We start from the raw sequence: 14,467 nt of genomic DNA, 5'->3' as shown, positions 1-14,467 counted from the left end.
GCAGCGAAGCCCCCCCCCCGAAACAATCTAAATAGCGAGTGCGGAAAGCCGGAAAAAGCTCCTGATTCGGTTTGTGGGCTTAGCGTTTAAGATTTGAGTTTTATGAATGACCGCAATAGAAAAAGGATATTTTTGTTTGCGGTGAAAAACGTAAATTTGCACCATGAATAACGATACCATTTGTGCACTGGCTACGGCCAACGGAGTAGGAGCTTTGGGAATCATCCGGGTTTCCGGAAACGATGCTTTACCGGTCGTTCAGAAAAGTTTTCCGGGAAAAAAATTATCGAAACAGAAATCGCACACGATCCATTACGGATATTTTATGGATGGTGATGAAGCGATTGATGAAGTGATGCTTTCTATTTTTCTGGCTCCTAAAAGCTTTACAACAGAAAATTCGGTGGAAATTGCTTTTCACGGATCTCCGCACATTGGTAAGCGTATTCTGGAAACGCTCATTAAAAATGGCGCAAGGATGGCAAAAGCCGGAGAATTTACCCTGCGTGCTTTTATCAACGGTAGAATTGATCTTTCCCAAGCCGAAGCAATTGCCGATGTTATTGCTTCTGAAAATGAGGCTTCCCGAAAAGTGGCAATCAGTCAGCTAAAGGGTGGAATTACCAATGAAATTTCCCTGCTGCGAACCGATCTTCTGAATTTTGTTTCGCTTATAGAACTGGAGCTGGATTTTGCAGAAGAAGATGTGGAATTTGCAGACCGATCTGCATTGACGCAGCTGCTGAATAAAATTGAGGTAAAGCTTCATTCTTTAATTGAAAGCTTCCAGTACGGAAATGCCATTAAAAATGGAACTGCAGTGGCCATCATAGGAAAACCCAATGCCGGAAAATCTACCCTTCTGAATGCTTTGTTAAAGGAAGAGCGGGCTATCGTCAGCAATATTGCAGGTACAACGCGGGACACAATTGAAGAAATTCTGCATATTAAAGGCCATGCTTTTCGCCTTATCGATACGGCCGGACTTCGGGAAACAGTCGACGAAATTGAAGCTATTGGTGTGAAAAAAGCAAAAGAAAAAGTAGAAAATGCAAATATCCTTGTTTATCTTACAGACGCAGGAACGATAGATTTCTCTGAAGATATCGACATGCTGAAATCTTTATTGCGTGATGATCTGAAACTTATTATCTGCGCTACAAAAATTGATGAAGTTGTTCCGACTCAATATGAAAAAATGGAAGATATTTTCAGAAAAGAGATTGATCATGAGTTTGAATTTATTACGATTTCTGCGATAGAAAATCAAAACATCCAAGATCTGAAGAATGAATTATCCTCTTACGTTGAGCAGTTAAAATCTTCGGAAAATAATGTGGTAATTACTAATCAGAGACACTTTGAGGCGCTGCAGAAATCTCTGAATGCTGTGGATAAAGTTAACGAAGCCATCTCTTTCCAGATCTCCACCGAACTTCTAGCCTACGAGCTAAGAAATGCGCTGGAGCATCTTGGAGAAATTTCCGGTGAGGTAACGAATGATGAGGTCTTGGGGAATATTTTTTCTAAGTTTTGTATCGGAAAGTAACGGATCAATATAACTTATTGTAGAAATTGTCCTAAGAAATGCACCCATCCCTACAATATCAATTTAAAAAGCCAGCCGAGCAGCTTGCTGATTTTGTATATGGATTTTCTTCATTAAGCAATATTTCCCATTGCAAAGAAGGAGTCATCATTCCGAATGGAAGAATTGATCTTCTTTTATGCCGTACAACAGACGGCTGTTTTTTTACAGTATTGATGGGTCTTGAAACAAAACCTAAAACGATGCCGCAGCAGAATATTTCCATGTTTTTCTCCATCAGTTTTAATCCGCTGGCGTTGGAATATATTCTTAATGAATCAATTGCTAAACTGGTCAACAACGGAAAAGAACTTCCTGAAAATTTTTGGGGTTTCCGGGAAGAGGATCTCGATAATTTTGAAGAATTTTGCTGCAAAGCTTCCGATGTGATAAAAAAGCATCTCAGCAATTCAATTGATGAACGAAAACAAAATTTATTCCGACTTATTTTTGAGGCGAACGGTGAGATCAGTATTAAAGAATTGTCAGAAACCATACATTGGAGCGAAAGACAGATCAACCGATATTTTACAAAATATTTGGGCGTTACCTTGAAAATGTATTGCAAAATACTGCGTTTTCAGAAATCCTTAGAGTATATTAAAGATGGGATTCTTTTTCCCCAGCTCAATTTTTCGGATCAGTCGCATTTTATCAAAGATGTTAAAAAACTTTCAGGCGTTTCACCAAAAGAGCTTTTTAAAAACAATAATGACCGATTTTTACAATTTTTAGTTTTTCCTAAGAAATAAATTTGCAGCATAATTTACAACTATGCTGATAAAAAATAAATTCGTTGCCATCATCGGTGGCGGCCCCGGAGGATTAATACTGGCCAGACTTTTACAGATGAAAGGAGTACAGGTAAAAGTTTATGAAAGAGATTTTGATAAAAATGCCCGCGTTCAGGGTTCTCTGCTTGATATGCATCAGGATTCCGGACTGGCTGCAATCCGTGCTTCAGGTTTGCTGGAAGTATTTAAGAAAAACTTTATGATTGGAGCGGATAAAACGCAGATCATGGATGAACAGGCGAAGGTTTGGTTCAGCGATGATATTAAATCTGATGAAAATTTTGAAGAAGAACACTTCCGGCCGGAAATCGACCGAGGAACTTTAAGAAAAATCCTTCTGAATTCCCTGGATGAAAATACCGTAGTGTGGAACAGTCATTTTGTGTCGATGGAGAAAGAAAGTGAAGGCTGGATGCTGCATTTTAAAAATCAGCCTCCAATATATGCAGATATTGTGATCGGCTGTGATGGTGCAAATTCAAAAGTCCGTCCTTATATCACGGAAATCAAGCCTTTCTATACGGGAATTGTAATGTTGGAGGGAAATATTCCGGATGCTGATGTGAATGCTCCTGAAATTAATAAGATGTTGAAAGGCGGAAAAATTATGGCTTTCGGAAACCAGAAAAATCTGCTGATCGGACAAAAAGGAAAAAGAGCAATCGGTTTTTATGCCAGTTTTAAGGCTGATGAAAATTGGAACTCCACAAACGGACTGAATTATTCCGATAAGGCTGAAGTCATTGATTGGTATAAAAAAACATATCCTGAATGGAACAGCATCTGGCTTGAATTGTTTAAAAGTACGGAGGTACCGTTCATTCCACGTCCTATTTACTGTATGCCGTTGGATCAGTACTGGAAGCCTTCAGGAGATGTTACGCTGATTGGCGATGCAGCACATGTTATGCCTCCGTTTGCGGGAGAAGGAGCGAACATGGCGATGAAGGATGCACTGGATCTGAGCAAATTTTTAACCTCGGAAAACTATTCAACAGTACAAGAAGCTATTGCCGGCTATGAATCGGAAATGCGAATTAGAGCATCCTTAGCTGCAGAAGAATCCGTTAAGAATGGTGAGATCATGCATTCTGAAACGGCTTTACAATCGATGCTGGATTTCTTTGGCAATTTTAAGTGATTTCAGAGTGAAATTTTTTCATACTGACTGTCAGTTTTTCAGTTTAAAAATGACAAAATTTCAGAATTTAATGGTGGTATGTTGTTTGTAATTAAAGTGTTACGATCATTAGTATATTGTTTAACCTTTAAAAACTCGTACATTATGTCAATCGTTAAGAGAAACAATGGCAGTTTGCTCCCTGCAAATCCACGTACACTGTTCGATGACTTTTTTAGCCGCGAACTTTTTAACTGGGGCAACAACAATTTTTCTTCAACCCTTACCACACTTCCTTCGGTGAATATCCGTGAAAATACCGAAAATTTTGAAGTGGAACTGGCTGCTCCGGGAATGGAGAAACAGGATTTTGAAATTACGCTGGAAGGAAATTTACTCACTATTTCTTCCTCACGAAAAAATCAGAAGGAAGAAAAAGATGAGAACTATATCCGCAGAGAGTTCAGTTATCAGTCGTTCCGAAGAAGCATTGAGCTTGCTGAGAATGTAGTGGATGAAGAGCACATTGAAGCAAAATACGAGAACGGTGTTCTGAAACTCACCATTCCGAAATCGGAAAAAGCGAAAAAACAGGCGCCTCGCCTTATTGAGGTTCAATAATCAATTATTATTCAGTTTATAGATTGGTTTTCCTTTTGGGAAAACCAATTTTTGTCGTACCTGTTTCATTTTATTCTAAACAATAAGCTATGAACGGATTACTTTGGTCAGTATCAATCCTATGTCTTACAACGTTAGGAATTATGTTTATTCTTAAAAAATTTAATCAGCCTTATCTTATTGCCTATATATTAGTGGGGATTATTCTCGGTCCTCATATTTCAGGAGTTTTTACAGATCCGGAACAGACGGAGACAATCGGTGAAATAGGAATTCTGCTGCTGATGTTTTTCCTCGGAATGGAGATTAATGTACCGGATAACAGGAGTCTGCTTGTAAAACCGGTTGTAGCTCAACTTATCAAGATTGTTCTGAGCATAGCCTGTGCATTTTTGGTAGGGCATTTCGCCGGGTTCCATATGAACAGCATTTTGCTTATTGCTATTTTATTCATATTCAACAGTACGGCGGTGGTCAGCGAATTTTTAAACAAGCATAAGACTTTGAAAACTACCTTCGGAATTATGGTTTTGAATATATTGATATTCCAGGATCTGCTGCTGGCTCCTGTGCTTACTTTATTGAAAGCATGGAATAAGGATGATTTTCATATTTCCAGTATCATTTTTCCGGTTGTGTTGTGCGGTGCTATTTTCCTCATTCTCAAAAGGATCAGAACAGTGCGTGAAATCAGGCTTCCGAAATTTTTCGTTTCGATTGAAAAAGATCATGATCTGCAGGTATTTTTTGGGTTGTTTGTATGTCTTATTTCCGGGTTGGTAGCTGAAGCAGCAGGAATGAGCAGTGCGCTCGGAAGTTTTATAGCTGGTGTTTTAGTAGGAAAAGTAAAGACATTTAACTGGCTGGAGCATTCTTTAGCACCTTTTAAAGTATTTTTTGTTACGCTCTTTTTTGTTTCTATAGGGTTAAGACTTGATATTCCCTATCTTTTTTCCAATTTCAGTATCATTCTTCTGGGAACTTTTTTTGTTTTGATGAGCAATAGTATTATGTCTGCATTAATTTTCAGGATGTTGAAATTCAATTGGAAGGAAAGTTGGTATGGCGGTGCTTTGCTGTCGCAGACGGGTGAATTTGGAATTCTGGCTCTGTCGGTTGCCTATAAATCAGGGATTATAGAATATAGTCTTTATAAATCAGGGCTTGGAATTACCTGTCTTTCACTTTTATTTTCAACTGTTTGGATTGCTGTGCTCAGTGAGATAATGAAAAAAAGTAAGTTGATAAGAAAAGTTGTATAAACATGCTCTCAGGTGAATTAATGTAACATAATTATTACAAAATGTAATAATTATCAGGAGGATTGAAACAATAAAGTTGTACAGGCTTTTTTTTATAAGTGTTATAAATTTAACTGTGATCATATTAAATGCATCAATACTGAAAATCTGATATAAATTTTTTTGCATTTCACATCCGCATGACGGATGGCCGTTTCTTTAGGATTAATGGTAACCTCTAATATTGTGATTAACATAAACATAACCTGAAATGAAAAAAAGAGCTAAAAAAAGTGAAGAAAATTCTTTCATTCCCAATCTTCACCACATGAGCAAGGAGGAAGTGCTTGCTACTTTTGAGCTTTACACAAGAGTTATGGACAATGAAGATACTTTGATATTTCAGCTCAAAAAAACCTGGTACGGAGAGAAAACCCTGCTGTATGTTTTTTTTAATGAAAATAAAGTCGAATGGTACACGAAAAGATTTCGTTTGTGGTTCGAAAAATTATCGCTTTAAAAATTTTAAAACAATCTTTATAGAAAAAGGGGAAGTGATATAATAAATAAAGCCTTTCAGAACAGCGGGAATCATTAAACTATCAACCAATTTATCCCGGTAAATGCATTAAACATTTTACTTTCTGCACTGTTTGCGTACATCGCTGAAACCCTGATTGTACCGAAACATTTTTACAGTAAGAATCTGTTCTGAAAAAGGCTGTTAGTATGTTCTTTTTGACCTTTTGAAACGGAAGAAATACTTCAGAGAAAATTATTTTGTGCAGATGAAGAAAATGTTTTTTTCCATTTGCTTACGGTACTTCTGCTTAGATTGAAGTGTTTTGATACTGCAACATTACTGAGGTTGTTTTCTTTCTGGTAATTAAGAATTTTATGTATTGTATCGGTATCGTAGCTTTTGTGCTTTTGATTTGTGCTTTCCGATTCTCTGTTTTTATCAAATATAATATCATTAAGCTTAAGGACATCCATCGTAGAGATTTCACTTTTATTAAGAAGGTGTGCACAAAGCTCATATTTCTCAGGACACTTTCTGCTGATGATGTCTTCGAAGATTCTTTTATAATTAGGTACAGATCTTTCCATAAATTTATTATGATATCCTAAACTAAATTCTTATGAAGCTGAATAATGAGCCGATTAAAAAAGTAAACTTGTAAAATCAGACATCGGAAGGTTAGTCATTATTAATTTTCAATTTTAGTACACTTTTTTTGTCTAATTACTGGGGGTGAAACTGATATTTTATTTATACCGATGCCTGATTTCTGAATACTTAAAAGAATAGTTTGGGTTGTTGTTAATATTTTATTTGTATTATTCTCAAGGTGTGATGATTAAATCCAGTGGTAGTTTCTTTCAAAAGATGCAATACACTTTGGGTTTTGAGCTGCGGAACGAAGTAAAGTATTCTGCTTAACGATTCGTTCCGTAGAATGAACCTCTTAAAATCATCTGGGAAATTATATACTCAAAATTTTAAAGAAGACATTTGTGTATATGGGAGTTTATTTTTTTTCATCATCTATATTTTTGGTTGTTGTTGTTTCTTCATCTAAGTTTTCAGACTGCAGAGTATAAATCTCTGCGATGTCTGAATACTTATTGATCATTATGTGTTTTAGAATCTTATAAGGGATTTCGTTTCATACGATAAGTTTAATTATTATGATTTCTTCTTTTTAAACTTATCTGATTTCTTTTCGATTTCAAAAGATTATGATGCTTCCTTTCGTAAATTTGTGATAATGAAATGGTGAAAATCATAATATTTCTTTTTAAATCGTATAATACTTTCATAGAATTGAGTATAGTTGTAATCATTATTCAACTCCTTATTGAAACGTATTGTATTCATTTCTTATACCGTTTCCAAAGATGACCTGATTTCTATTTGTCTTTTACAGGCCATCTTAAGATCCGGAAATCCGAAGTTAATTTTTTCTCATTATTTGCTTTTTTTAGGCTCCTATATTTAGGCTGTGTTTTTATTTTTAATATTGTATTAATTATTTTGTTTTAATTGTAATATTTTTATCATACTATTGATGTGAAATAGTATAAAAAAATGTATTTTTGATGTATATTTTATAGTTAGCTAACTGTAAAACTACAAGCACAAAGTTATTTTTATGAAAAGATAGAGTATGTAATACTATTTTAATATTTATTAAGTATTTATACTACACACTGTAGTATTAGTATTACAAGTATTAACTGTCTTATTGCAACACAATATGAAATATCTCTGCTTATTATCCCTCGTCCTTCTATTTGTGCGATTTTCTGCGCAGCAGGAAACTTACTATGAAAAATGGTATAATGCTGATGAAAGCAAACTTCCTCAAAATACCATAAAATCTATTGTAAAAGATAAATATGGATTCATTTGGCTTTCTACCGAAAATGGTATCGTAAGATATGACGGCAGAAGTTTTCTCACCTACGATATCAATGTTCCGTCTGTAGAAAACAGAACTCTGATGATAGATGGCTCTGCAGATGACGACTGGCTGTTTACATTTTATAATTCAGGAGAAATCCCCGCGCTTATTACAAAAAGAAAATTTTCTGTAATTTCTGATACCGGTTCACTCATATTTAAACAGTTAAAACCGCACGGTACTGAGAATCTCTGGAAAGTTTTAAAGGAAAGCCCTGAATTTATACATAAAGGGAAATTCTTTTTTTATATCTCAAAGAATGAGTTTTATTATATCGATAACTATAAGCTTTTTTACCAAAAAAACGGTAAGAAGAAGTTCGTAAGGAATGTAAAAGGATACCTCTTCTACCGCTTCTTTTTATTGGAAAACCAGCTGTTCTATTTAAAGGATGATGCTGTGATAGAAAAAAATGAAAAAACCGGGTTAGTGGAGGAACATCAGTCTGGAATAGTATGCAAAAAAGACTTCGATTACTTTATCAATACGCCGAACAAACAGCTTCTGATTAGAAATGATAATAAAATTTATTTAATTGAATATAAAAATAAAAAGATATTATCTACGCTCGTCTGTAGCAGTAAAACAATTAAAGGGCTTGCTGTTACCTGCATGTATTATGATAAACCTACCCGAACGCTTATCGTCGGTACTGTTTCCCAGGGATTTTTATTAATCAGGAAAAATTTTATCAATTCCTATAATGCTCCGGATCAAACCATTTTTCATGCATTGGCACCCTACAGTGCTGAAGAAATAATTACAAGCAGAGGCGATATCTTCGGCTCAAAAGGATATGTTAAGAAGCTTCAGTTCCCTAATAGAGACCCTTATGGCATTCTTGCACTGGGTAAAGATGAATTTATTTTGAAAAATGAACATGGCATAGTATTGTGGTCACAAAATAAAGCTAAAACACTTCGATATTTCGGTAAAGACGCAGCGGTAAACGGATTCAGCACCATTCCCGGAAATAAAATATGGATTTCGCTATTTTCGGGAAATAAGAATCTTCTCGGCTATATTGTCGTTAAAAATCAGGAAATTATAAGAGAGAAATTTTATGCAATCAATATTCCTGTAAGAGGAATTGCTCAGGTTGATAATGAAGAATTCCTTCTTGCAGCTCACAACGGGCTTTATTTGTTTAATGAAAAGAAAAGTACCAGAAAAACACTCGTCAAAGACATAAGTTTCAGAAGTATAAATAACAACAACGATAATCTTTTTTGGGTACAGACATACGGAAAAGGGCTCTATCTTTATAAAGAAGGCAGGCTTTATGGGCCGCCAAAGAAAAACAGCATACTGTCATCCGTGCACAGTGTAATCGATGATGGGAAAGGTTATTACTGGCTGTCATCAAACAAAGGCCTTTTTCAGGTAAAAAAAGATATTTTAATACGCTCTTATATAAAGCAAAATTCAGATTTTTATATTCATCGATACAGCCGTAAAGACGGTTTGCTTACTTCTGAATTTAATGGAGGGGCCAATGTCAATGGCTTACTAAACAATGGCTTTGCCATATTTCCATCCATGAACGGACTGGTATATATTAACACGAAAAATGCTTTTCCTGTTCTGCCCGGTTCAGAGTATTACATAGACAGGGTTGCGGTTAACGAAAAAGAAAAAAATGTTGCCGGCGTTCTAAATCTTGAAAATAATTTCGGATATGTTAAAATTTTTGTAGATTATATCAATTTCGGAAATCAGGGAAACGATTATATCGATTATAAGATAGACGATAACAAATGGCAGCCGTTGCCGGATAACAGGGTTATCAGTATAAATTCCCTTACTCATGGAAATCATAGGATATATGTAAGGAAGCTGAAAGATTTTTCGTCAAATTATCATTATAAAACACTTGAGATATTTGTAAAACCGGCATTCTGGGAAACAACTTTTTTTAAGTTATTTGCAGTTATAATAATGCTGTTGATATTTTATTCGTTTTACAGGATAAGGCTGAAACAAATTGAAAAAGAATCTCTCATTCTTAATGCAAAGATTGATGAACGAACCCGGGAGCTCAAAGAAACAATAGGTTCATTATCGAAAACCCGGGAAGAACTCTATGCACAGCTTTACCGGCAAAAAAAGCTTGTGGCTGCTATAAGCCACGATATCAAAAGTCCGCTCAAATTTATCAATATGAGTACCGAAATTCTTGAAGATAGTATTGATGATGATTGCTATGAAAAAAAGGTCATTGCATCCATAAAAGAATCTTCTGCACAGATCCTTGATTTTATAGATTCCACCATCAATTACAATAAAATTTTTATTTACGATAATTATAAAACCAGGGAAAATATCAAGCTGCGGGATTTTATTTTCCAAAGAATGCGGCTATTTACCAATACTGCAGACTTTAAATTTATCCAAATACAAAATAACATCAGTGAAAACGATGTATTGGTAAGCAATCCTGATGTTTTAAGCATTGTCATTCACAATATTCTGGATAACGCCATCAAATACACCGATCAGGGCTTTATTTACATTTACGGAATTACCAATGAATGCCGTTATGATCTGGTCATTGAAGATACGGGGCTTGGAATGTCGGAAGAAGAGCTGGCAAAAATAAAACCTGCTCAGGATTACTCAGGCTCAAGGCTGGGCATGAAGATTGTAAAGGAACTTTTACCTTTAATCGATGTATCCTTTGATATTGAAAGCAAAAAAGGAGAAGGAACGAAAATAATTTTAACGTTTGAAGTATAATTAATTAAGATTGAAAATATTCAGAAGAGCAGGGATGTTGTTAATTCCAAGTTTCTCAAAAATTCTGGTCTTATAAGTGCTTACCGTAGATTTGTGGATGTAAAGTTTGGATGCAATTTCATTATTTGAAAATCCGGCAACCAGAAGCCTTGCAATTTCAAGTTCACGGCTGGACAACATTTCGATAGGTGAAATACTGCTTTTTCGGATCATATTGTCAAGAAGCCTTTCTTTAAGCTCATCGCTTAAAAATTTGCCCGTATCAAAAAATTTATTAAATGCCCTTACGATTTCTTCCTGTTCGGAAAGCTTGCTCAAATATCCATGGGCACCCGCTTTTATAAAATTGAATGCATAAATAGTTTCTTCAAGCGCAGAGAAAATAAGCGTTTTGATGCTGTCGCCGTATTCTATGGAAAGGTTTTCAACAAAATTTAAACTGTTGCCTTCGGGAAAATTAATATCAAGTATGATGAAGTTTATATTCTCCTTTTTAATGATTGCTTTCCCGTCGCTTAATGTAGACGCTTCAAATATATCGGTGTTTGCAAAATGCTTTCTGATGAGCAGATAAACGCCCTGCCTCACAATACTGTGATCGTCAATAATTAAAACTTTCCTTTTGTTGGTCTCCATTGATGCAGTTTTCACCATGTTTACAGTTCAAATATATTAATATTTTTTCTAAATACGGTGAATCTTTGAATTTGTGTGGAATGAATTTTATGAGATATTGTTTTAATAATTAATTTAAATGGATGCCTGTAATCATTGAAAGGCCTTCGAGTTCTTCGCTGAGTGTTATAGCTTATCCTGAAACTGCCGAAATGCCTTCCAAACCTAAAAACAGTTCATAATAAACAAAATCTTGCGGAATCATTGCATTAAAATAAAAACGATGATTAATAACAGATAATCAATTAATTAATAATGAATTAAAGAATCTGTACGCTTTCCTTAATGCTGTTCATCACGAAAATACTTTTTGTCTGTCCGATTCCCTCAATTTCTGAGAGCTTGTTTACAAAAAATTCATGAAACTCATCCATGTTAGGAGCCAGGATCTTCAGCATAAAATCAAAATCTCCGCTGATGTTGTAGAACTCAACCACTTCTTTCAGCTTTGAAACTTCTTCAATAAATTTTCCTGCCATTTTTTTATTGTGCGCATTCAGGGCGATCATGCAGATCACCATCATTCCTTTATTCACTTTTTTACGATCCACCACCGTTGTGTATTCTTTAATAATTCCTGATTTTTCCAACCTTTTAATGCGCTCATGCGTCGGTGTGGCACTAAGGTTTATTTTTCCCGCAATATCCCGCACACTCAGCTTGGCGTCTTTCTGAAGAATTCTCAGGATGGCAAGATCTTTCTCATCCGGAATATAATTTTCTGTAGCCATTTGTTCTGTTTTACGATATTAAAGTTTAAATATAAGAATAAATGTTCTTTAAATTTGTTATTATTTTTTAATTTGTTCTAAATTCTAAGTTAAATTTTAATAAATGTTCTATTATAACTAATTTTGCAGCATAAATGAACTATATGGACAGAAAGAAGCTCATACTGATGGTTGCATCGGCAGGAACGTTTGTAGAAGCGTTGGATATCGCAATTATTAACCTTTCAATTCCCGCCATTCAGGAGCAGTTTGGTATCGGTATCGAAAACGTTCAGTGGCTCCAGACCCTGTATGTGCTGTTTTTCGGAGGATTTCTCATTATTGGCGGAAAGCTTTCGGATCAGATCGGGCGAAGGAAAATTTTTCTGTCAGGTTCATTCATTTTTATGCTGGCTTCTTTGGGCGCAGGTTTATCCACGGGCTTTGAAATGCTGGCCATATTTCGGGCATTGCAGGGATTGGGTGCAGCATTCATCATGCCTTCCGCAATGTCTATCGTTACCAATACTTTTACCGAAGACCAGGAAAGAAACCGTGCGGTTGGGATCTTCAGTTCATTTGCTGCCATCGGTTCCGGAAGCGGACTTTCTTTAGGTGGAATTATCAGTACTTACCTCAGCTGGCATTGGGTTTTTCTGATTAATATTCCGGTTTTAGCAATCACTTTGATACTTGCCTATTACTATCTTCCGAAAGACAAAAGTTTAGAAAAATCAAAAAAAACAGATGTTTTATCAGGTATTTTGCTTGTGCTGGGATTATTAAGCCTTACTTACGGAGCACATGAACTTATTCATATTACTGAAAATACGGCAATAGTTGTTTCTTCCTTTATTGCAGCTGTTTTATTATTAGCCATACTGTTTTACCGTTTAAAATCTGTATCACAGCCACTGATCGATTTATCATTGATAAAAGAAAAATCATTAAAAGTTTCCGGATTGGGTTTTGTAGCATTGGGAGCTTTTTTTATAGGCTTTTTATTTCTGATTTCATTAATGCTCCAGAAAGATATGAGGCACAGTGCGGCTTCGGCAGGATTGATGCTTGTTCCGTTCAGTATCATGTCTGCACTGGTGGCAAAATTTATTCTGCCCTATGTTTCAAAAAGGCTTGATTCTGCACAGATGGCTGTTTTCGGATGGGGTTTTATGCTAACAGGAGCTTTACTGCTTTTGATTTCAGTTTTTGCCGGACATCCTTTACCGTTGGTTTTAATCGGGGCAGCCTGTATTTCCGGTATCGGAATGACGTTTTGCTTTACCGCACAGTCGGTATTAGGCGTTCAGGATATTCACCCTTCAGATTACGGAGTAGCTTCAAGTGTAGGATCTACAAGCTATTTTTTAGGTGCCGGAATTGGGCTTTCGTTCATGACTTTAATGAGTCAAATGTTTCCATCGGAATGGGCTGTCGGAAATTTAAGTTTAATGATTCTGATTATGTATGCTTTGTCTGCAATGGGAATATTATTCTATTTTATCACCGTGAATATAAAAATAAGAAAAGCGAAAGTAGTGGTTGAATAGTATTTTACATTATATCTGGCGGATAATTAAAAGATTATATCTTGAATATTGCATTCAATTTTACAATTTAAAAATACCTTTATGATGAAGGATAAAAAGCATCTGAGCAAAGTGCAGGTTATTTTTTTATTTTAGCGGAATGAAAATACAAATCATCAGTGATCTGCATCAGGAATTTGGGGTAACCGATTTATCTTTTGATAATTCTGATGTGGTAATACTGGCTGGAGATGTCAACCTGGGAACAAAAGGAATTGAATGGATTAAAAACAAGATTCCTAAACAACCTGTAGTGTATGTGCTTGGAAATCATGAATATTACAAAGGCTCTTATCCTAAAACTTTACATAAAATAAAAGAAGCTGCCACAAATTCCAATATTTTCGTTCTGGAAGATAAATTTGTAGATATTGAAGGCGTGCGTTTTCACGGATCAACTTTATGGACAGATTTCTCAATTTTCGGGGATCCCAGATATTACGGATTTCTTTGTCAGACAGGAATGAACGACTATAAGCTGATCCGTCGAGATCCTTCCTACTCAAAAATCAGATCGATTGATGTCTTTAAAATTCATCATTTCTCCAAAGCCTGGCTGAAAGAAAGTCTGGAAAATGCTAAAGAATTTCGCAATATTGTTGTTACCCATCACGCTCCAAGTCTTCAGTCGGTACCGGAACATTTCAAAAAAGATCCGCTGACTTCAGCCTATGCTTCAGATCTGGAAGATTTAATTCTCGAATATCAACCGTTATACTGGATTCATGGGCATATTCATACGCCTTGCAGGTACAAAATCGGAGAAACCGAAATCATCTGTAATCCGCATGGTTATGTTACGGAAAAGTACAACGGATACCAGAAGGAATTGATTGTTGAAGTTTAATTTTAAATTAAAATAATTGTTTGATAGTGTCAAATGATACTGCCACACCATAAAAATGCCCGGATCTTTTCCGGGCAT

General features: G+C 35.6%; 12 protein-coding genes. 9 read left to right on the top strand and 3 right to left on the bottom strand.

The window, feature by feature from the left end; translation table 11 throughout:
* Window positions 1–163: 163 nt before the first annotated feature.
* From mnmE to SOP96_RS08000, 6 genes are all read left to right on the top strand, one after another.
* On the top strand, window positions 164–1,549 hold the full coding sequence (mnmE, locus tag SOP96_RS08025) for a tRNA uridine-5-carboxymethylaminomethyl(34) synthesis GTPase MnmE (RefSeq protein WP_326320467.1): 1,386 nt from the start codon (window positions 164–166) through the stop codon (window positions 1,547–1,549).
* Between the two features lie 38 nt (window positions 1,550–1,587).
* Entirely contained in the window at window positions 1,588–2,340 is a 753-nt protein-coding gene (locus tag SOP96_RS08020) for a helix-turn-helix domain-containing protein (protein WP_326320466.1), read from the top strand.
* 22 nt (window positions 2,341–2,362) lie between these two features.
* Window positions 2,363–3,523: an FAD-dependent oxidoreductase gene (locus tag SOP96_RS08015; protein ID WP_326320465.1), complete on the top strand. Its 1,161-nt coding sequence runs from the start codon at window positions 2,363–2,365 to the stop codon at window positions 3,521–3,523.
* A 144-nt stretch (window positions 3,524–3,667) separates the two neighbouring features.
* Window positions 3,668–4,123 carry an Hsp20/alpha crystallin family protein gene (locus tag SOP96_RS08010; protein ID WP_326320464.1) on the top strand — a complete coding sequence of 152 codons (456 nt, stop codon included), beginning with the start codon at window positions 3,668–3,670 and terminating at the stop codon, window positions 4,121–4,123.
* Window positions 4,124–4,212: 89 nt separating this feature from the next.
* The gene (locus SOP96_RS08005) at window positions 4,213–5,385 is read left to right on the top strand and encodes a cation:proton antiporter (protein ID WP_326320463.1); all 1,173 of its coding nucleotides are present in this window, start codon (window positions 4,213–4,215) and stop codon (window positions 5,383–5,385) included.
* A 250-nt stretch (window positions 5,386–5,635) separates the two neighbouring features.
* Window positions 5,636–5,884 (top strand): hypothetical protein, encoded by a 249-nt coding sequence (locus tag SOP96_RS08000; protein ID WP_326320462.1) that lies wholly within the window; start codon window positions 5,636–5,638, stop codon window positions 5,882–5,884.
* A 245-nt stretch (window positions 5,885–6,129) separates the two neighbouring features.
* Here the strand turns inward: SOP96_RS08000 and SOP96_RS07995 are convergent, their stop codons facing one another.
* Window positions 6,130–6,474, bottom strand: a complete 345-nt coding sequence (locus SOP96_RS07995; RefSeq protein WP_326320461.1) for a helix-turn-helix domain-containing protein — start codon at window positions 6,472–6,474, stop codon at window positions 6,130–6,132.
* Between the two features lie 1,151 nt (window positions 6,475–7,625).
* Between SOP96_RS07995 and SOP96_RS07990 the strand changes: the two genes are divergently transcribed.
* Window positions 7,626–10,568, top strand: coding sequence for a sensor histidine kinase (locus SOP96_RS07990; protein ID WP_326320460.1), 2,943 nt, complete (start codon window positions 7,626–7,628; stop codon window positions 10,566–10,568).
* Here the strand turns inward: SOP96_RS07990 and SOP96_RS07985 are convergent, their stop codons facing one another.
* Together SOP96_RS07985 and SOP96_RS07980 are read right to left on the bottom strand one after the other, a co-directional pair.
* Window positions 10,569–11,204, bottom strand: a complete 636-nt coding sequence (locus tag SOP96_RS07985) for a response regulator transcription factor (RefSeq protein ID WP_326320459.1) — start codon at window positions 11,202–11,204, stop codon at window positions 10,569–10,571. It lies immediately after the preceding gene.
* A gap of 299 nt (window positions 11,205–11,503) precedes the next feature.
* Complete coding sequence (locus tag SOP96_RS07980; protein WP_326320458.1) at window positions 11,504–11,974, bottom strand: Lrp/AsnC family transcriptional regulator; 471 nt, start codon at window positions 11,972–11,974, stop codon at window positions 11,504–11,506.
* A gap of 143 nt (window positions 11,975–12,117) precedes the next feature.
* On the opposite strand from SOP96_RS07980, the gene SOP96_RS07975 reads away from it, so the two are divergent.
* Entirely contained in the window at window positions 12,118–13,503 is a 1,386-nt protein-coding gene (locus SOP96_RS07975) for an MFS transporter (RefSeq protein WP_326320457.1), read from the top strand.
* A gap of 139 nt (window positions 13,504–13,642) precedes the next feature.
* A complete protein-coding gene (locus tag SOP96_RS07970; protein ID WP_326320456.1) occupies window positions 13,643–14,389 on the top strand; it encodes a metallophosphoesterase in 747 nt (248 codons plus the stop codon).
* Window positions 14,390–14,467: the final 78 nt, after the last annotated feature.

It is taken from the genome of Chryseobacterium salviniae (assembly GCF_035819015.1).
In the GTDB taxonomy this organism is placed as follows: Bacteria; Bacteroidota; Bacteroidia; order Flavobacteriales; family Weeksellaceae; genus Chryseobacterium; species Chryseobacterium salviniae.
Note: the sequence above shows the minus strand (reverse complement) of the source record. Positions and strands in the feature narration are given on the sequence as shown.